Annotated in this window: 18 protein-coding genes, 1 tRNA gene and 1 pseudogene; 10 read left to right on the top strand and 10 right to left on the bottom strand. The window is 70.8% G+C overall.

Features of this window, described 5'->3' with window-relative positions:
• Positions 1-104: 104 nt before the first annotated feature.
• The 5 genes from AB0C35_RS06825 to AB0C35_RS06845 all read right to left on the bottom strand — a co-directional run bounded on the left by AB0C35_RS06825 (position 105) and on the right by AB0C35_RS06845 (position 6632).
• Positions 105-2234, bottom strand: a complete 2130-nt coding sequence (locus AB0C35_RS06825) for an MMPL family transporter (RefSeq protein ID WP_358451441.1) — start codon at positions 2232-2234, stop codon at positions 105-107.
• Positions 2235-2726: 492 nt separating this feature from the next.
• A complete protein-coding gene (locus tag AB0C35_RS06830) occupies positions 2727-3098 on the bottom strand; it encodes an FmdB family zinc ribbon protein (RefSeq protein WP_358451443.1) in 372 nt (123 codons plus the stop codon).
• Between the two features lie 254 nt (positions 3099-3352).
• Entirely contained in the window at positions 3353-4837 is a 1485-nt protein-coding gene (locus tag AB0C35_RS06835) for a potassium/proton antiporter (RefSeq protein WP_358451445.1), read from the bottom strand.
• A gap of 103 nt (positions 4838-4940) precedes the next feature.
• A complete protein-coding gene (locus AB0C35_RS06840; protein WP_358451447.1) occupies positions 4941-5930 on the bottom strand; it encodes an NAD(P)-dependent oxidoreductase in 990 nt (329 codons plus the stop codon).
• A gap of 120 nt (positions 5931-6050) precedes the next feature.
• Complete coding sequence (locus AB0C35_RS06845; RefSeq protein ID WP_358451449.1) at positions 6051-6632, bottom strand: 5-formyltetrahydrofolate cyclo-ligase; 582 nt, start codon at positions 6630-6632, stop codon at positions 6051-6053.
• A 33-nt stretch (positions 6633-6665) separates the two neighbouring features.
• Here AB0C35_RS06845 and galU point away from each other — a divergent pair, with 33 nt between their 5' ends.
• The 8 genes from galU (at position 6666) to AB0C35_RS06885 (ending at position 12788) form a co-directional block, all read left to right on the top strand.
• On the top strand, positions 6666-7601 hold the full coding sequence (galU, locus tag AB0C35_RS06850; RefSeq protein WP_358451451.1) for a UTP--glucose-1-phosphate uridylyltransferase GalU: 936 nt from the start codon (positions 6666-6668) through the stop codon (positions 7599-7601).
• 26 nt (positions 7602-7627) lie between these two features.
• Positions 7628-8836, top strand: a complete 1209-nt coding sequence (glp, locus tag AB0C35_RS06855; protein WP_358451453.1) for a gephyrin-like molybdotransferase Glp — start codon at positions 7628-7630, stop codon at positions 8834-8836.
• 50 nt (positions 8837-8886) lie between these two features.
• A complete protein-coding gene (gene moaC, locus AB0C35_RS06860; RefSeq protein WP_358451835.1) occupies positions 8887-9312 on the top strand; it encodes a cyclic pyranopterin monophosphate synthase MoaC in 426 nt (141 codons plus the stop codon).
• Positions 9313-9320: 8 nt separating this feature from the next.
• The gene (locus AB0C35_RS06865) at positions 9321-9797 is read left to right on the top strand and encodes a MogA/MoaB family molybdenum cofactor biosynthesis protein (RefSeq protein ID WP_358451455.1); all 477 of its coding nucleotides are present in this window, start codon (positions 9321-9323) and stop codon (positions 9795-9797) included.
• A 123-nt stretch (positions 9798-9920) separates the two neighbouring features.
• Positions 9921-10541 (top strand): GNAT family protein, encoded by a 621-nt coding sequence (locus AB0C35_RS06870; RefSeq protein ID WP_358451837.1) that lies wholly within the window; start codon positions 9921-9923, stop codon positions 10539-10541.
• A 215-nt stretch (positions 10542-10756) separates the two neighbouring features.
• Positions 10757-11290: a hypothetical protein gene (locus tag AB0C35_RS06875; protein ID WP_358451458.1), complete on the top strand. Its 534-nt coding sequence runs from the start codon at positions 10757-10759 to the stop codon at positions 11288-11290.
• A gap of 47 nt (positions 11291-11337) precedes the next feature.
• Positions 11338-11411, top strand: a tRNA-Ala gene (locus AB0C35_RS06880).
• A 603-nt stretch (positions 11412-12014) separates the two neighbouring features.
• Positions 12015-12788 carry a methyltransferase domain-containing protein gene (locus AB0C35_RS06885; RefSeq protein ID WP_358451460.1) on the top strand — a complete coding sequence of 258 codons (774 nt, stop codon included), beginning with the start codon at positions 12015-12017 and terminating at the stop codon, positions 12786-12788.
• A gap of 582 nt (positions 12789-13370) precedes the next feature.
• Here the strand turns inward: AB0C35_RS06885 and AB0C35_RS06890 are convergent.
• Positions 13371-14105, bottom strand: coding sequence for a class I SAM-dependent methyltransferase (locus AB0C35_RS06890; RefSeq protein WP_358451462.1), 735 nt, complete (start codon positions 14103-14105; stop codon positions 13371-13373).
• A gap of 40 nt (positions 14106-14145) precedes the next feature.
• Here AB0C35_RS06890 and AB0C35_RS06895 point away from each other — a divergent pair.
• Positions 14146-14323: pseudogene (locus AB0C35_RS06895) on the top strand (AraC family transcriptional regulator); the annotation flags it as partial.
• A 12-nt stretch (positions 14324-14335) separates the two neighbouring features.
• On the opposite strand, the gene AB0C35_RS06900 reads toward AB0C35_RS06895, so the two are convergent.
• The 4 genes from AB0C35_RS06900 to AB0C35_RS06915 all read right to left on the bottom strand — a co-directional run bounded on the left by AB0C35_RS06900 (position 14336) and on the right by AB0C35_RS06915 (position 16380).
• Positions 14336-14470, bottom strand: coding sequence for a hypothetical protein (locus AB0C35_RS06900; protein ID WP_358451464.1), 135 nt, complete (start codon positions 14468-14470; stop codon positions 14336-14338).
• Between the two features lie 152 nt (positions 14471-14622).
• Positions 14623-15213: a dihydrofolate reductase family protein gene (locus AB0C35_RS06905; RefSeq protein ID WP_358451466.1), complete on the bottom strand. Its 591-nt coding sequence runs from the start codon at positions 15211-15213 to the stop codon at positions 14623-14625.
• Positions 15214-15288: 75 nt separating this feature from the next.
• The gene (locus AB0C35_RS06910) at positions 15289-15801 is read right to left on the bottom strand and encodes a pyridoxamine 5'-phosphate oxidase family protein (protein WP_358451468.1); all 513 of its coding nucleotides are present in this window, start codon (positions 15799-15801) and stop codon (positions 15289-15291) included.
• An 18-nt stretch (positions 15802-15819) separates the two neighbouring features.
• Positions 15820-16380, bottom strand: a complete 561-nt coding sequence (locus AB0C35_RS06915) for a cysteine dioxygenase family protein (RefSeq protein WP_358451470.1) — start codon at positions 16378-16380, stop codon at positions 15820-15822.
• 101 nt (positions 16381-16481) lie between these two features.
• Between AB0C35_RS06915 and AB0C35_RS06920 the strand changes: the two genes are divergently transcribed.
• Positions 16482-19145: a LuxR C-terminal-related transcriptional regulator gene (locus AB0C35_RS06920; protein WP_358451472.1), complete on the top strand. Its 2664-nt coding sequence runs from the start codon at positions 16482-16484 to the stop codon at positions 19143-19145.
• Positions 19146-19161 lie beyond the last annotated feature (16 nt).

The following is a 19161-nucleotide window of genomic DNA, read 5'->3' on the forward strand; positions in this document are numbered from 1 at the left end:
CCGTCCGCCGATTGTGGATAACTCCGCGGCACGAAGAAGGGGCCCGGCCGAAGCCGGACCCCTCCCCTTCCCCGTCCCGGCCGGAGCCGGGATCTGTGGCGGCGTCAGCCGACCCGTTCGAGGACCTTGGGCGGGTCGGCGGCCGGCTTGCGCTTGGCGAGGCGGCCCGGTGTCCAGATCCGCCGCCCGATGTCGTACGACAGGGCCGGGAGCAGCAGAGACCGGACGATGAAGGTGTCGAGCAGCACCCCGAACGCGACCGCGAAGCCCATCTCGACCATGAACACCAGCGGCAGCGTGACCATGGAGGCGAACGTGGCCGCCAGGACCAGACCGGCCGAGGTGATCACACCGCCGGTGACGGTGAGGCCGCGCTGGATGCCGCGGCGGGTCCCGAGAACCTGCGATTCCTCCCGGACGCGATGCATCAGGAAGATGTTGTAGTCGACCCCCAGCGCGACCAGGAAGATGAAGGCCAGCAGCGGGAAACCGGCGTCGGTTCCCTCGAAGCCGAACCCGTACTCGAAGATCACCGCACAGGCGCCGAGCGAGGCCAGGAACGACAGGACCACGGTGCCCATCATCAGCAGCGGCGCGACCAGGGCGCGCAGCAGCGCGACGAGGATCAGGAACACCACGCCCAGCACGATCGGGATGATCACCTTGTTGTCGCGGGCGGAGGCCCGCTGGATGTCCAGGGACGTCGCGGTCATGCCCCCGACCTTGGCGTCCGCGGACGGGACGTCGTGCACGGCGGCGCGCAGCCGGTCGATGGTCGCGCGGGCGGCCTCGCTGTCCGCCGCGTCCTTCAGCGTCGCCTCGTACTTGACCAGCCCGTTCGCCGTGGCGGGTGCGCTGACTTGGGCGACGCCCGACGTGCCGCGGACGGTATCGGCGATCTTGTCGGACGCCGACGCGGAGCCGATGACGACGGCCGGGGAACCGGAGCCGGCGGGGTAGTGCCGGGCGACGGCCTCGGTGCCCTTGACGGAGTCGGGGCGTCCGGTGAACATCCCCGCGTCCGAGAGGCCGTCCGCCTTGAGGGTGGTCAGGCCAAGGCTGAGGACGATCAGGCCGAGCATGGTGGCGGCCCAGAGCGCGCGCGGGCGCTTGCTGATGAGGCGGGCCACTCGGCTCCAGATGCCGTGTTCCGACTCGTACGCCTCCGGCTCCAGGTACTTGACGTCGTAGCGGGGGATCAGCGGCCAGAACAGCCACCGTCCGCAGATGACCAGGAGTGCGGGCAGGAGGGTCGTCATCGCGGCGAGCGCGGTCAGGACGCCCGCGGCGGCCACGGGTCCCATGCCGGCGGTGGAGTTCATCTCGGCGAGCAGCAGGCATAGCAGGCCGACCGCGACGGTGGCGGCGGACGCGATGATGGCCGGTCCGGCGCGGTGCAGCGCGTAGGCCATGGCCTCGTGCCGGTCCTCGTGGCGGTGCAGTTCCTCCCGATATCGGGCGACGAGCAGCAGTGCGTAGTCGGTGGCGACGCCGAAGACGAGGACGGTCAGGATTCCGGCGCTCTGGCCGTTGACGGTGAGGTCCCCGTACTTGGCCAGCAGGTACACCAGTGATTGGGCCAGCCCGAGGGCGAAGAGGGCGCTCAGTACCGGGACGAACCACAGCATCGGGCTGCGATAGATGATGAGCAAGAGGACGATGACGACGGAGCCCGCGGCCATGAGCAGGAACCCGTCGATGGTCTCGAAGACCTCGAACTGGTCGGCGCCGCTTCCGGCGGGACCGGTGACGTGCGAGGTCAGCCCAGGAGGTCCGCGCTCGGCGAGCTCACGCGCCTCGTCGACGGCACCGGTCAGGTCCTCGTCTGTGAGGGGCACAAGGGTCTGCAGCGCTTTTCCGTCCTCGGACGGGATCGGGCCCTGTACTTTCTGTGCGCCGGGCAGGTTCTGCAACGCGGAGACGTCCGAGGCGGCCTTCGCGCGGTCGTCGGCGGTGATCCCCTCGGCGCGCTCGTAGACGACGACCGCGAGCATCGTCTCGTCCTTGCGGAACTGTTCTTCAAGTTCGACGACCTGGGTCGATTCCGCTCCGGCGGGGAGCCAGGACGCCGCGTCGTTCTCCTCGACGTCGCCGAGCTTGCCGGCCAGGGGCCCGAGGGCGACGAGCAGGACGACCCACAGGGCCAGGACTGCCCATTTGGTGCGCCTGCCGGCGATCAGTCCGGCCAGGCGATGGGCCCACGTCCTGGGGGGAGCCGGGCTCTGTGTGCTCATGATTCCTCTCCTGTGCACTCTCCGACAATCGAGATATGTCGCGTCTTTCAGACTGTCTCGATGGGCGAGATGAATGTCAAGTACTATCGCGAGATTTCCATGCAGCCCCGCGCCTTCTCGGGACAGGGCTTCGTCGAGTCGGGAGAGCCGGCCTGCCGGTCGTCTCTCGCCCTCTAAATCGTCGCGGGACGGCATCGCCGGCGCCTCCGGCGAGAGATTGGACCTGGGCTACGTCATCTGAGGCAGGTACCGGCACCGCGGCTACCTCTTGAGATGTAGATGTCGCGGTGGCAGGGAGGAGTCTACCGGGGGATGTCTCCGGTTAACGCGGCGGGGTTCGCGGCGCTGATGCGCTTCACGTGGGCTCGCCGGCGGGATGTCCGGGACGGGCGAGTTCTGGGCACGACAAAAGCCGGGAGATCCGCCCGCCCACCAGGGGACGGCGGATCGCCCGGCTCACCGTGCGTGGCCCGGAGGGGCTCCGAGAAGGGGTCAGGCGACCTTTTCGGAGGAGGAAGAGGAGGACGACGACGTACTGGAGGACGAGGAGGAGTCGCTACCAGAGGACGAGGAGGCGGAAGGCGAGGACGACTTGTCAGACTTATCCGACTTGGACGAGTCGGACGGCGAGTCGCCGTTCGAGGCGGCGCCGTTGGACGAGGCGCCCGCGGCCGAGGTCTTGCCGGAGCCGCGGCTGTCGGTGCGGTAGAAGCCCGACCCCTTGAAGATGATCCCCGCCGCCGAGAAGACCTTGCGGAGCCTGCCCTCGCAGGCCGGGCATTCGGTCAGCGCGTCGTCGCTGAACTTCTGCACGACCTCCAGAGGCTCGGCGCACTCGGTGCAAACGTACTGATACGTCGGCACGGTTCCTCCTCGCTGACTCAGTCCGGCTCAACCCGGACTGGCACTCACTTTGAACGACTGCTAATGGTACCCGTGGCTGAAACAGGATTCGCCCCCGACCTGTTCCCTGACCGGTCATAGTCCGGCAGGCCGGGGAACAGCCCGGTCACAGGCCGGCGAACAACCTGGTCACAAGACCACCGGCCACAAGACCACCGGTCACGGGACGGCAAGACGACCGGTCCCGGTACGGCACCCTGTCACGGGACGGCAAGTCAGATTCCCTTCTCGCCGAACCAGCCGGCCAGCCTGCCCTTCCGGCTGACCGCGCGCAGACGGCGTTCCGTGGCCTCGCGCACTGCGTCGGTGGTCACGACCAAGAGGGTGTCACCGGCTTGCAGAGGCGTGGTGGGTTCCGGGACGAAGCTGGACCCGTTCCGCACGATGAGCGTGACGGACGCGCCGGGCGGCAGCCGCAGCTCGAAGATCTCCACGCCGTTCAGCATGGAGTCGGCCGGAATCCGGACCTCCAGCAGGTCGGCGTGCAGTTCCTCCAGCGGCGCCGCTTCCACGTCCAGCTCCCGGGTCTGCTCGTCGCTCTCCAGCCGGCACCAGCGCGCCGCCAGGGGCAGTGTGGGGCCCTGGAGCAGCGTGAAGATCACGACGATGGTGAAGACGATCGAGAACATCCGTGCGGAGCCCTCGACCCCCGCCACCATCGGGATGGTGGCGAGGATGATCGGCACGGCGCCGCGCAGCCCGGCCCAGGACGCGAACATCTTCTCGCCCCACGACAGCTTGAACCCGAGCGTGGACAGCACGATCGACACGGGACGCGCGACGAGCAGCAGCACGAACCCGATCACCAGCGCGGGCACGATCTGGCCGGGCAGCTCGCCGGGGGAGGCCAGCAGGCCCAGCATCACGAAGACCCCGATCTGGGCCAGCCAGCCGACGCCTTCGGCGAAGCCGCGGGTCGCGGGCCGGTGCGGGAGCCGGGCGTTGCCGAGGACGAGGGCGGCGACGTACACGGCGAGGAACCCGCTGGCGTGCAGCAGCGACGCGGCGCCGTAGGCGGCGACGGCCAGCGACAGCACCGCGATCGGATAGAGGCCGGAGGCGGGCAGCGCGAGGCGGCGCAGGCCCTGCGCGCCGAGCCAGCCGATGGCGACGCCGACGACGCCGCCCGCGACCAGCTCGTACACCATCAGGCCGAACAGCTCGGCGAGGTTGGGCGCGCCGGTGTGGGTGCTGAGCGCGATCACGATGATCACGACGGGCGCGTCGTTGAAGCCCGACTCGGCCTCCAGCAGCCCGGACAGCCGGGACGGCAGCGGCAGCCGCCGCAGCACCGAGAACACGGCGGCCGCGTCGGTCGGGGCGAGCACGGCGCCGAGCAGGAACGCCGGCTGCCAGGGCATGTCGATCAGCCACATGGCGGACAGCGCCACCACGACGATGCTGATCAGCGTGCCGATCGTGGAAACGCTGATCGCGGCGGGCACCGAGGGCCGCACGTGCCGCCAGCTGGTGCTGAGACCGCCCTCGGCGAGGATCAGGACGAGGGCGGCGAAGCCGAGCGTATTGGCGAGCTCGACGTCGTCGAAGTTGATGTGGAGGGGGCCGGACTCGCCGATGAGAAGGCCGAGGCCCATGTACGCCAGGAGGGTCGGCAGGCCCGCCTGGTGCGACAGCCTGACCGCGATGATGGCGCTGAGTACGAGCGTGGCCCCGAGGAGTAGCCAGATGTCGAGATGCACATCCCACCCTTCGGGGTCGTCAAAGTTGATCGTTTAGGAATCCTACAGATTCACGGGCCGATCGCACATTTGCGGTTGAGGGACGGCATGCCGGGGATCCCCGTTATCGCCGTCTGACGTGCGGGTTCACACCGTTGACCACATTCTGCACCTCGCGTCCCTCCACGGCCGCGGTGACGTTGTCGCGTACGACCGACACGAGGTTCAACTGTGACTGAACGGACGTTCCGGCCGCGTGCGGGGACAGCAGCACGTCCTCGTTGGTGCGGAGCGGATGGTCGTCCGGAAGGGGTTCCTCGTCGAACACGTCCAGGGCCGCGCCCGCCAGCCGTCCCGACTCCAGAGCGGCGACTATGGCGTCGTCAGGCACGATGCCCCCGCGCGCCACGTTCACCAGCAGCGCGTCGTCCGGCAGTAGGGCGAGACGTTCGGGACCGATCATCCCGCGGGTCTCGTCTGTCAGCGGCAGAGCGAGGACGACGATGTCGGACGTGGCCAGCAGGTCGTCCAGTTCCCGGTATCTGGCCGCGGCCTCGGGACGCGGACGCCTCGTCCAGTAGGAGACGGCGCAGCCGAGCGCCGCGAACAGCCGTGCCGCCTCGGCGCCGATCGCGCCGAAGCCGACGATGCCGACGCGCTGCGTGTGGATCTCGCGCGGACGCCGGGCGACCACCTCCATCTGCGGCCACTTGCCGGCGCGGACGCCCCTGTCCGCCCAGGCGAGGTGGCGGCACAGCGCGAACGACGCGCCCACCGCCCACTCGGCGACCCCGCGCGCGTTGAAGCCCGCCGCGTTCGCCGCGGGCACGCCCGCGGCCGCCAGCGCGGCGATGTCGATGCTGTCCGTTCCGACCGCGGGCATCTGGACGAACGCCAGGCGCGGCGCGGCCCGTACGGCCTCGGCGTCCAGGGCCAGCCGTGCACTGAAGTCGGCGATCACGATGTCGGCGCCGGAAAGTGCGGACAGCAATGCCGCGCGCTCCCTGGCCTGCGGGAACGTCACCTCCGCGGCGTCCCCGAGCGGCTCGAACAGCCGCCGGACGACGTTCTGGTCGATCGGGGGCAGGGACAGGATCCGCCACGGCGCCGTCATCTGGAACCTCCCGTTTCGCCTCCGCACGACCGCTCCCGCGATCTTGCCTTTCTCACTCTAATGAGCCCCGCCGACGACCCGCCCGGCCCGGGTCGCCGCCTCAGGGCGCCGGCCCGCTCGTCAGCCGAGCCGGACGAGGCCCTGGGACGGGGTCACGGCCGCGCGGACGCGCTGGTCGTGCGGTTCGGCCGGCACCGTCTGCAGGAGTTCCTGGTCGTACAGCAGCGCCACGGTCAGGATCGCCGGGCCGACCCGTGCGAGCGCCCGGTCGTAGGAGCCGCCGCCGCGGCCGAGGCGCATGCCGGTGCGGTCGGCGGCCAGCGCCGGGGCGAGAACGACGTCCGCGCTGGCCACCGCGCCCGGCCCACGGGGCGGCTCGGACGGTTCCAGGCGTCCGCGCGGCCCCGGGACGAGCGAGTCGGGGCCCTCATAAGACGCCCAGTCGAGATCGCCGTCCGGGAGCAGGCGGGGGAGCAGCACGTACGTGCCGCGCTTCCACAGCGCGAACAGCAGCCCGCGGGTGTCCGGTTCGGTGCCGATCGAGACGTACGCCGCGACGGTCCCCGCCATCTCGACCTCGGGGACCGGCAGCAGCGCGTCCCGGATCGACCTCCCGGCCGCGGTACGGGCTTCGGGCGGCATCGCCGCACGTCTGCCGATCAGTTCGGCTCGTAGGTCGGTCTTCGAAACGATGTCCTGCACGCTGCCGTCCTCGTGGGTGGCTAGGGTCAATACATGGCCGACAATGCACCTGTGCTCAAGGCGGTCGTCCCGGCGGCCGGCCTCGGTACCCGATTCTTGCCCGCCACCAAGGCGACTCCCAAGGAAATGCTGCCCATCGTCGACAAACCGGCGATCCAGTACGTCGTCGAGGAGGCGGTGGACGCGGGTCTCAGCGACGTCCTGATGGTGACCGGCCGCAGCAAGCGGTCCATCGAGGACCACTTCGACCGAGCGTACGAGCTGGAGGAGGCACTGCGCGCCAAGGGCGACGACGAGCGCCTCAACGCCGTCCACGCGTCCAGTGACCTGGCCGTCATGCATTATGTGCGGCAGGGCGAGCCGCGCGGGCTCGGGCACGCGGTGCACTGCGCCCGCCAGCACGTCGGGAACGAGCCGTTCGCGGTGCTGCTCGGCGACGACATGATCGACGCGCGCGACAACCTGCTGCGGCGCATGATCGAGGTGCGGGGGCAGTACGGCGGCAGCGTGGTCGCGCTGATGGAGGTCGAGCCCGACCAGGTCTCGGCGTACGGGTGCGCGGCCATCGAGGCGACCGGCGAGGACGACGTCGTCCGGATCTCCGACCTCGTCGAGAAGCCCTCCGCCGAGGAGGCGCCGAGCAACTGGATCATCATCGGCCGGTACGTCTGCGACCCCGCGGTGTTCGACGTCCTGGAGAAGACCCCGCCGGGACGCGGCGGCGAGATCCAGCTGACCGACGCGCTGCGCACCCTCGCCGACACGCCCGCCGACCAGGGCGGCGGCGTCTACGGCGTCAAGTTCCGGGGACGCCGGTACGACACGGGCAACAAGCTCGAATACCTCCGGACCGTCGTCCAGTTCGCCTCGGAACGTCCCGACCTGGCACCGGAGTTCATCCCGTGGCTGCGCGAGTTCGTGCGCGAGCACGACGCGTCCGGCGGCACGGGCGGCTCCGGGGACTCGTGACGACCCGTCAGACTGGGGCCGTGGGCATGAGAACGGTCGATGAGCATCTGACGGACATCCTCGGCGGCGTCGCGGTGCTGCCGCCGCTCGACCTGGCGCTGTTGGAGGCGCAGGGGACGGTGCTCGCGGAGTCGGTGTCCGCGCCCGTCCCGCTGCCGCCGTTCGACAACTCCGCGATGGACGGCTACGCCGTCGTCGCGGCCGACATCGCGGCGGCGACCGAGACCGACCCGGTCACGCTGCCCGTCGTCGGGGACATCGTCGCGGGCGACTCCGGCGTGTCGGCGATCAGGCCCGGCCTGACCGCCCGGATCATGACGGGCGCGCCGCTGCCGGCCGGCGCCGACGCGGTGATCCCCGTCGAGTGGACGGACGGCGGCAACGCGACCGTCCGGGTCTCGCGCGCCGCGCCGGCGGGCAACTACATCCGCCGCGCGGGCGAGGACGTCGTCGCCGGGCAGGTCGTCGTGGACGCCGGCACCCGGCTCGGCGCCCCGCAGATCGGCATGATCGCCGCGGTGGGACGGTCCCGGGTGACGGTGCGGCCGAGGCCCCGCGTCGTGGTCGTCGCCACCGGGGACGAACTCCGCGAACCGGGCTCACCGCTCGGGCACGGCCAGATCTGGGAGTCCAACAGCTACATGCTCACCGCCGCCGTCGTGGAGGCGGGCGGAATGGGCTTCCGGCAGGCCACCGTCGTGGACGAGCCCGCCAAGGTGCTGGAGATGTTCGAAGACCAGCTCGTCCGTGCCGATGCCATCGTCACCACCGGCGGCGTCTCCATGGGCACCAAGGACGTCGTCAAGGAAGTACTTTCCGGCACGGGCACGGTGGGCTTTCACAAGGTGCGCATGCGTCCCGGTAAGCCTCAAGGGTTCGGCCTCCTTGAGGACACGCCGGTCTTCACCCTCCCTGGCAACCCGGTAAGCGCGTACGTGTCGTTCCAGGTTTTCGTACGCCCCGCCCTGCGCGCCATGCAAGGACTGGAACCCGACCCCCTGCCCACGGTGAGCGCCGTCCTCGCCGAGGACGTCAAGTCACCCGCCGGGCTCCGCCATTTCCTGCGCGGCAGGCTGTCGTTCCACCGCGGCTCCTACTCCGTCACGGCGGCCGAGGTGCAGGGCTCGCACCAGCTCGGCTCGCTTGCGTCCGCCAACGCGCTCATCGTTCTGCCGGAGGATGTCGAAGCGCTCCCCGCCGGTTCCCACGTCGACGTCATGAGGTTGCCGTCTTGAGTGCCACGGGTCCCGAATTCACCCACCTGGACGACGCGGGCGCGGCCCGCATGGTCGACGTGTCGTCCAAGGACGTCTCCGCCCGGACAGCGACCGCCACGGGCTTCGTCCACCTCTCAGCCGAGTGCGTCGCCCTCCTCCGCGCGGGTGACATCCCCAAGGGCGACGCCCTGTCCGTCGCCCGCATCGCGGGGATCATGGGGGCCAAGCGCGTCCCTGACCTCGTCCCGCTGTGCCACCCGATCGCGCTCCACGGAGTCACGGTCGACCTGGAGATCCGGGACGAGGGCGTCGCGATCACTGCCGTCACCCGCACCGCGGACCGCACGGGCGTGGAGATGGAGGCGCTGACGTCCGTCAGCGTCGCCGCGCTGGCCCTGGTCGACATGGTCAAGGCCGTCGACCCCGCCGCCGTGATCGGCGACGTGCGGGTCGAGGAGAAGACCGGCGGCAAGAAGGGCGTGTGGCGCCGATGATCAGGGCGATGGCGGTCACCGTGTCGAACCGGGCCGCCGCGGGCGTCTACCCGGACAAATCCGGCCCCGTCCTCGTCGAGATGCTGGAGGACCTCGGCTGCCGGGTGGACGGCCCGGTCGTCATCCCGGACGGGGACCCGGTCGCCGAGACCCTCCGGGACGCCGTCGCCGCCCACTACGACGTCGTCGTCACCTCCGGCGGGACCGGCCTCACCCCCACCGACCAGACCCCGGAGATGACCCGTCAGATCATCGAATGGGAGATACCGGGTATTGCGGAGGCCATCCGGCTGGAGGGGCGCGACATGGTGCCCGCCGCGATCCTGTCCCGCGGGCTCGCCGGCGTCGCGGGCGGCACCCTCATCGTCAACCTGCCGGGCTCGACGGGCGGCGTCCGCGACGGCATGACCGTCCTCGGCCGCGTCCTCGCCCACGCCGTCGACCAGATCAAGGGCGGCGACCACCCCCGCCCGCCCACCGGCTGAGCAGCGCGCGAAACGGCCCGCCCCGACATGAAAACGGCCCTTGAACGACCTGAGTGACCGTTTCTCGGCGACAATTGATGGCGTCCAGACGTCCGACCAGGGAATCATGGAGCCGTGGAACGTTTGCGGGGATGGCCTGCCACCCTGACCGAGGGTCCTGTCGGGCTGCGCCCGCTCCGGCACCGCGATGCCGCCGTCTGGCGTGAACTGCGGGTGCGCAACGCCGACTGGCTCCGCCCCTGGGAGCCCACCAACCCCGAGACACCGCTGTTCCGCAGCGGCCTCGGCCCCTACCTCAGCATGGTCCACACCATGCGCCGCGAAGCCCGCCAAGGCCTCGCCCTGCCCTGGGTCGTCACCCACGAAGGCGAATTCGCCGGGCAGCTCACCATCGGCGCGATCGTCTGGGGCTCGGCCCGTTCCGCCCAGATCGGCTACTGGGTCGACAAGCAGGTCGCCGGCCGCGGCGTCATTCCCACCGCGGTCGCCCTCGCCGTCGATCACTGTTTCTTCACCGTCGGCCTCCACCGCCTGGAGGCGAATATCCGTCCGGAGAACACGGCAAGCCGCCGCGTCGTCGAAAAGCTCGGATTCCGGGAAGAGGGAATTCGGCGCCGCCATCTGCACATCGACGGAGCCTGGCGCGACCACATCTGCTACGCCCTGACCGTCGAGGACGTGCCCGGTGGCCTGCGCGCACGCTGGCTGGCCGAGCGCAAACAGGCATTTCCCCGGCGCACTTGAGTCCGCTGTGACTTTCCCGCCGTAAGAATCCTGCGATCGAGAAGCCTTGGCAAACGGAGAGTAACGGCGAGATCGATCTCGCGACACACCGTCCCTTATGCTCGTCAACCTCTGACACCCCCTCGTACCGTGCGGGGCGTGACCCTGCTCCCAATGCACGTTCGCGCGCCGAAAGTCGGCCCGCCTGTTGAGCGTGCCCTGGGACGGTGGGGCCGGTGAGCAGCGCCGTTCTTTATCTCGCCATCGTCGCCGTCTGGGCCGTCGTCCTCGTGCCCATGTGGCTGCGCCGCGACACCGAGACGACCGGAATCACCCGGCTCCTCCACAAACGCTCCGAGGAAACCCTCGTCGAAGACGACGACGAGGAACCCGAGGAGATCCCCGAACCCCGGCCCCACCGCCGGACGAGCCGCGCCACCGTCATCGCCCGCCGCCGCCGCCGCACCACGGGCCTGACGGCCCTGCTCCTCACCGCCGCGGCCGTCGTCGCGTCCGGCCTCGCGCCCTGGTGGATCACCGCGCCCCCGACCGTCCTCCTGGCGGGACACCTGGCGCTCCTCCGCGTCGCCGTCGGCATGGACACCGCCCGCCGCCAGGCCGCCGCACACGCCCGCGCCCTCGCCCGCGCCAAGGCCCGCGAGGCCCTCCGAGCCGCCGAAACGGCCGAACCGGCCGAGGTCATCGAACTCCTCACCCCCGAGGAGGTCTTCGACCAATACGCCGACGACCGCCGCGCCGTCGGCGAATAACCGGTGCGCGAACACCCCCGGATGTTTGCTAACCTTACGGAGTCCTCGGGGCTGTGGCGCAGTCCGGTAGCGCACCTCGTTCGCATCGAGGGGGTCAGGGGTTCAAATCCCCTCAGCTCCACCGAGAAACCCCAGGTAAGAGGCCGATTCAGGAGAAATCCTAGATCGGCCTCTAATCATTTGTCACCACGTTGTCACCAAGACCGAGCGACGCCAGACGGCACACCCCGGTCACCCAAACACCCCCCCACGCCACACCGCCGCAGTCACAGCCCCATGACGCAGCCCTCACCCCGCCACCGACAAGATCAACACCTGAGGCCACACCTGCGCACCACCACCCCCGGCCCACCGGCCACCGGCCAACTCCGCCACTGATACGGGACGGCGCGGCCCTGCACGCGCTTCCTGCACCCATCACAAAGGTGATGTCCGCTTTTAGACCGGCATCCGGTTTAACAGGCTTTGGGCAGTGCGGCGGCGTTCCGGTCGCCGTGGTCGGGGCACATCAGACTTCATCGAACCCGGGCCCCTCAGGTTATTCCGTGTTGCACTGACACAACTCGCGGTAGGTCATGAGGATGTGGGCATGAGTTCATCGCAGCCCCGAACCGACCCCGGATCCGAGCCGGACACGACCGCAGGCGCGCCGGTGAATACCGCTGGCGCGGGGTCCGGCCCCCCATCGCCGGGCAACTCTGGGGCCACCCCGGATCACCGCTATTTGCTCGACAACGCCCGGACGGAGGCAGGCGAGCGGTTCACCTGGCTGGCCGAGCTGTTCGACGGTGTCACACGGGGGCACTTCGACCGGCTCGGAGTTAAGACGGGCTGGCGCTGCTGGGAAGTCGGCGCCGGAGGCCCCAGCATTCCCGAGGCACTCGCCACGGCCGTCGGACCAACCGGTTACGTGCTGGCCACGGACATCGATCCGGCCTGGTTGGACCCGCACGGCGAATACGAGGTGCTCCGGCACGACATTGTCGGGGACCCGCCGCCGCAGCAAGGCACGTTCGACCTGGTACACGCCCGGCTCGTGCTTGTCCACGTTCCCGACCGTGCCCGGGCGCTGGCGACGATGGTGGCGGCACTGCGGCCCGGTGGCCGGCTATTGGTCGAGGACGCCGATACCGAGCTGCAGCCGCTGGCCTGCCTCGATGAGGCTGGCCCGGCACAGCAACGCGCCAACCGGCTGCGGCGCGCTGTCCGGGAGTTGATGACCCGTCGCGGCGCCGACCTACGCTACGGCCGTACGCTGCCGCGGGCGTTGCGTGCGGCCGGCCTGGTCGATGTCGGGGCGGCCGGGTGCTTCCCGGTCGGCGGGCTAGCCTGCGATCGGCTGGAGACCGCGACGGTGCGCATGGTCCGCGCCGAGTTGCTCGCCGCAGGGTCGGCCAACGACGCCGAGATCGACGCGCACCTGGCCGCCATTGATGCCGGCGAGCTCGACCTCACCCTCGCGCCGCTGATCTCGGCATGGGGACGCCGCCCGGGATAGCCCTTCCAGACGATCACTCCGGCTGAAACGCTGTCGCGAGGACCCACTTGGCCGAGCCGGTCGGCGCGGAAGAGCGTGATTTGTTCGCTGCCGTTCGAGATTTCCTTAACAGAGGGGGCGCCGCGTGCGTGGAGCCCGGTATGGATCATGCGCCGCGCCGGTTTCTGGCCGTGCCGCTGGTGGCCGTCGTGGTTACGGCCGGGTGCGTCGGTGGGAGGCCTGCGCCGTCGCCCTGAAGGTGCATCTCGATGCCGCGACCTCGGCCGAACAGGTCGTTGCGAGGCTGCGCGGTCACCTGGCCGAGGGTCCGGAGACCGGAATCGCCCGGAGCCCGGTCCTGACCAGGGAACTGATGACGACATGTCCGCAGACCAGGATCGCAAAACCCAGGGGTGAAATGGGTGCCCCTGATGGTGTCGGCGGCCAACGGGGGCGGGGGCTGCCAGCGCGGCTGACACCGTGATGACGGTGATGGTGGTCCTGCCGATGAGACGGAGGACGACCTCCCGGAAGCCGTGGAACACACACGTGCTCGTCGGACGCCAGGTGACCATGGGGCCTGGATCGTGCCGGTAGGTGTGTTCAGGGGGTTGCTGGTTTGCGGGCTGTGAGCAGGCGGGTCGGGACCCACGGACTGCCCCACCACGCGCGCCAGCCGAGGCCGCGCACGCGGATGTCCTGGGCGTTCAGCCGGGCCAGCACCGCGGCGTACTCGCGGGGGGTCCGCGCCAGGTCGGCGATCAGCAGGCGGCCGCCCGGCCGCAGCACCCGGTACGCCTCGGCGATCGCTTGGGCGCGGGCGTTCGCGCCGAAGATGGTGTGCACCGTCAGGCTGGACACCACCAGGTCGAAGCTTGCCTCCGCGTACGGGAGTCTGCGCAGGTCACCCCCTTGCACGTGGACGCGGTCGGCGACGCCTTCGGCGCGCGCGTTGCGCAGGGTCGCCGCCGGGGTGTTGCCGGACTGGTCCCGTCCGCGCCACAGGTCCACGCCGACCGCCCGGCCCTGCGGGAGGTGCCGGGCGGCGGCCAACAGGACGGCGCCGCGTCCGCAGCCGAGGTCGAGCAGCCGTTCGTCGCCACGCAGGTCCAGCTCGTCCAGCACGTCCCGCCAGACCAGGAACTTGCCGCGCAGCGTGGCGTGCAGGCTCAGGGCCAGGCATCCCGCCAGCAGGGTGCCGGAGACCAGCGCGGGCAGCGCGGCGGCCAGATCGGCGGTGACCGCCATCACCAGCCCGGTCACCCAGAACCCCAGCACGACCAGGCCAACGAAGCCGAACCCGTAGGGCGCATCCATCCCGTACCGCGCGCCAGGCATCCCGCAACTCTGCCACGAACCGGCCGCTCGCGGGCTGGCTACGACGCACTGGTCCACTGCCGACCAACTCGCCGCCGAGTACCCGACACCGTGGTGACGCCGACCCGGTCTTCATCCGCGACGGCGACGTGTGGACGGGCGCCCGGCTGAGCGCGTTCCTGGACCTGGCGCTCGCGCTGGTCGCCGACGACCACGGGCAGCACGTCGCGCTGCGCGTGGTTCCTGGTGATTTACATGAAGCGGCCCGCTCTGGTGTGGTCATCGCCGAGGGATCGGCGGCGGTCGATCAGGATCCGCGGCAGCGCGAGCTGCTCGTCGCCGGCCACCCGCCATACGGGTGCCGGCCAGGGCGACCGAGTGCGCATCGGTGGCGTCGGTCTTGCGGCCTTGCCCGGTGGCGAATATCCGTGCCCATGCCGACAGCTTCGCCGGGACATCGACGACCTGCTGACCATCGGCCAGGAGCCGGTTGGCGATGTGCCGGCCGATGCCATTGCAGCCCTCGACCGCTTTCCGCCTACTTGTTGATCTCGTAGTGCAGGAGCGCTAGGCCGTTTTCGAACCCGGTCGCCTCGATCAGCTTCAGGTCTTGCCCGCCGTCGTAAACGCGCGTTCCTTTGCCGCGTGACGCCGGGCAGACCAGCATCCGGACCTCGTCGACGACGCTGGCGTCCAGCAAGGAGTGCATGAGCTTCAAGCTCCCCCACAGCCAGATGTCCTTGCCGCTCTGCTGCTTGAGTTCCCGGATGGTGGCGACCGGGTCGCGCGTCACGGTCGCGGCGGGGAAGGTTCCCCAGGGGGCGTCTTCCAGCTTCGACGAGACGACGAACTTGGCGAGGTCGTTGAGCTTCTCGCCGTATTCGCCCTGCTCGTCGGCGTACGGCCAGTAGTCCTTGGACTGGGCATAGGTGTTCGCGCCGAGAATCATCGTGTCGACCGAGTCGATGAAGCCCATCACGCTTGCCTTGAACGCAGGGTCGCTCTTCTCGGAAAAGGGCTCCCCTGACACGAAGCTGAGCCCGCCGTCCTCCTCTGCTGCGATGTTGTCGACGGTGACCCACTGCTGGACGATGAGTTTCCGCATGGTGCCGGCTGTAGTTGAGCTCATTTCTTGTTCTCCTCGGGTCAAATTTACGCGCGTCGCGGTTGCTGAGGTCGGGAGTCGTTCGGCGATGGCGCTCGGTCAGGCGCGCTGGTTTTCGTCGCGTTTCCGCATCAGTTCCTCGACCGCGCTGGGGAGGGTGGTCTCGAAGTCGATCAGTTTCGCCCAGGTCGGGGTCACGACGATCCGGACCATGGCGTCGTAGAGCGAGCGAACCCCGGCCTCCCACTCGACCCGCTGCTCGGCCGTCATCGTGAGCGCGCCGTTCATCTGGAGGTACTCCTCCGGGATGCCCTCGACGACGTCCAGCTCGGCTCGGCCGCGGATCAGCAGGATCTTCGGCGGGTGCACCTCGGTGTCGATCGTCAGGGCCACCGCCGGGTTGTGGTGCAGCGCCGGGAGCTTCGGGGCGTTCGTCGCGGTGCACATGACGATCTCCGAGCCGTTCCAGGTGAACCCGATCGGGATGGTCCGAGGCGTCCCGTCCTTGGCGACGTACGCGAGGCGGGTCAGGTCGCGGGCCAGGAGCTCTTGGCTCAGCGGACGGTTCAGCACCTCGCTGACCTCGTCCGGGCGCATGATCGGCTTGCTCATCTCAGGTCTCCTGTCGGTTCATCGGGCGGGGCGGACGGGGAGGTCGTAGAAGCGGCGGGCGCTGGATCCGATGCGGTCGAGGTCGGTTCCGTAGATGTGCAGGGAGACGGCGGGACCGTCCTCGGCGTTGCGCATGCGGTGGATGTCGCCGGGCGGGGCGAAGCCGGTGACCTCACCCGTCGGATTGCGGGTGCTGCCGGCCTCGATCAGGGCGGTGCCGTCGTCGGCGAGTGCGTAGAGGTCCTCGTACTGGACACCGGCGAGAATGCCGAGCACGCACCAGGTCACGTGGTCGTGGACGCGGGTCAGGGCGCCCGGTTGCCAGACGATGGCCAGCATCGAGAACGAGCCGTCCGGCTCCACGTGCAGGCGGTGGCTCCGGTGGGTTCCGTACTCGCCTTCGAGCAGGCCGGCGGGGAGCAGCCCGGGCGACGGCAGGTGCTCGCGCAGCGCGTCGGCCACATGGGACGCGGTGTCGCGCCAGCCGGCGTTGCGGGCGACGGCGGCGCGCACGGCGGGGACCAGCTCGTTCAGTTCAGGCGGCTGGGTGGCGGGGCGCGCGGTTAGGGTGATGTCCATGCCTCCAGCGTCGCTCCGGAGGGGCGGGACGGTCATCCGTACCGTCCGCAGACCACCACGGATGCCGCCACGGATACCGTCACGGATAAGAAGGGGCCGCGATGGCGGAGCGGATATCTGAGCGGGAGGCCGAGGTGCTGGCCGCGCTGGGCATGCGGCTGACCAACGCGCAGATCGCGCGTCGGATGCACATCTCCGTACGCACCGTGGAAAGCCACGTGTCGTCGTTGCTGCGCAAGCACGGGGTGACCGACCGGTGGGCGCTGGCGGAGCTGGCCCGCTCGGGGACGCGGGAGCCGGCCCGCATCGTCGGCCTGCCCGCGACCGGAACGACGTTCGTCGGCCGCGACGCCGAGCGCGCGGCCGTGCTGGCCGCGATCGAGGAGGCCCGGCTGGTGACTCTGGTGGGTCCGGGCGGCGTGGGCAAGACCCGGCTGGCCGCAGTGGTGGCGGAGGACGCCGTCGCGATGTTCCCGTCCGGCGGCGCGTTCGTGGACCTGGTGCCGGTGCGCGAGGGGTTCGTGGCCCGGGCGGTCGCGACCACGCTGGGCGTGACCGAGGGCTCGCATCAGCCGTTGGCCGAGGCGGTCGCGGCCCGGCTGGGCACCGGGCGGTGGCTGCTCGTCCTGGACAACTGCGAGCACGTGATCGACGAGGCGACCGCGTTCGCCGAGCAGATCCTGATCGCCTGCCCGGGCACCCGTGTGCTGGTGACCAGCCGGGAACGGGTGGGCATCCCGTGCGAGCGCAGCGTGCCGATCTCGCCGTTGCCGCTGGGCCCGGACGCCGAGCGGCTGTTCCACGACCGGGCGCTGGCCGCGGACCCGCAGTTCGTGGCGGAGCCCGCGGTGATCGCGGAACTGTGCGCGCGGCTGGACGGGTTGCCCCTGGCGATCGAGCTGGCCGCGGCCCGCAGTGCGTCGCTGGGCCCCACGGGTCTGCTCGCGGCCCTCGACGACGCGCTACGGCTGCTGTCCGGCGGCGTGCGCGGTGGCGACGAGCGGCATCGATCCCTGCGCGCGGTGCTGTCCTGGAGTTACGACCTGCTCGATGAGGAGGAGCAGGCGCTGTTCCGCCGGCTCGGGATCTTCGTGGGGGCGTTCGACCTGGACGCCGCGGCGGCGGTCGGCGGGGACCGGGCGAGCGTCGCGGACCTGCTCGGCCGGTTGGTGGACAAGAGCCTCGTGGTGCACGTGCGCGGGCGGGCCGGCAGGTGGCGGCTGCTGGAGACGGTCCGAGCGTTCGCGCTGGCACAGATGTCGGCCATCGGTGAAGAGGACAAGACGCGGGCACGACACCTGCAGTGGGCCGCCGACGCGGCGGGCGCCGTGGAGGCCGGGCTCGGCGATCCCGCGTGGCGGGAGGACTTCGACGTGCAGGCCGCGGACCTGCGGGCCGCACTGGCCGCGGCCGGAGGTCCGGACGAGGTGACGCACCGGCTGGCGCGCACCCTGGCGCACCTGACCTTCGCCCGCCGGCACCTGCTGGAGTCCTTCGCGCACCACCGGACCGCCGCCCTGGTCGCGACCGGCGCCGCCTCGGCCGCGCGCGACCTGCGGGCGGGAGCCTGGTGCGCGCACGTGAGCACCACGTCCAACCTGCACGTGTACGAGTTACTGCTGGAGGCGGCCGAACACGCCCGGCTGGCCGGGGACGACCGCGGACGGGCGATCGACCTGGCGCGCGCGGTGGAGACCGCGTGCCGGTTCCCCGAGGCGTTCGAGACGCAGGTTCCGCGCGAGATCCTCCTCGGCTTCTTCGACGACGCGCTCGCGGCCGGGCCCGCCGACGATCCGGAGGTGGCGGCGTGCATCGCCGTGGCCGGCGCGTGGCTGGCCGGCCCCGACCGCGGCGCGCCGGACCTCGCGCTCGCGTCGGCCGCGGTCGCCGCCACCCAGGCGACCGCGGATCCGGTACTGCTCAGCTCGGGGCTGTGCGCGGCGGCCACCGCGGCGCTGCGCGCCGGACGACTGCGGGAGGCCAACCGCATCACCCGGGAACGCATGCGGCTGCTGCCGTCCATGGACCGCGACGACCCGTACTGCGCGCCGGAGATCTGCAACACCTACGGCCGCGCCTGCATCTACGCGATCATGGCCGGTGACCTGCGCGGCGGGATGGCCGCGGCGCGGGCCTGCATCGAGGACGACCTGCTGCGCGACACGCACATCACGGCCAGCCGCCTGGTCCAGCCGCTCGCGCTGACCGGGCGGTTCCGCGACGCGGTCGACCATGCCGAACGGATGTGGGACCAGTGGGAGCGGGCCGGGCGCCCGGCCCCGCTCTGGATGTTGCCGGCGGTGTGCACGACCGTGCTGGCCTGCGCGATGCTCGAGGAGTCGGAGGCCGCCGCGCTGTGGAGGTCCCGGGCCGAGGAGGTGGCCGGCGGCACCCTCGGTACGGCACCGGTCGCCGTGTTCGTCGACGCCCTCCTCGCCGTCCACGCCGGGCGCTTCGACGACGCCGAGCCCCTCGTGCGCACGGCGTTCGCCCTCGATGCCCCGCTGGACCCGTACCTGCCGTACGCACGGGCCGCAGGCACAGAGCTGGCCGTCGCGGCGGAACTGCCCGACGCGGCGGAACTGCTCGCGACCACCGCCCCGCTTGCCGAGGAGAACGGGTGGGCAGCGGCCTGCCTCTCCCGTGCGCGCGGACGCCTGCACGGGGATTCCGCCGAGCTGACGCGTGCGCTCACGGCGTGGGAACATCTGGACGCTCGCGCGGAACGTGACCGGACCCGAGCGCTGCTGGCCCAGCTCGAGTGACCGCGCCCGCACGCCA

The sequence above is a fragment of the Spirillospora sp. NPDC048819 genome, from assembly GCF_040650055.1.
Classification (GTDB): Bacteria; Actinomycetota; Actinomycetes; order Streptosporangiales; family Streptosporangiaceae; genus Spirillospora.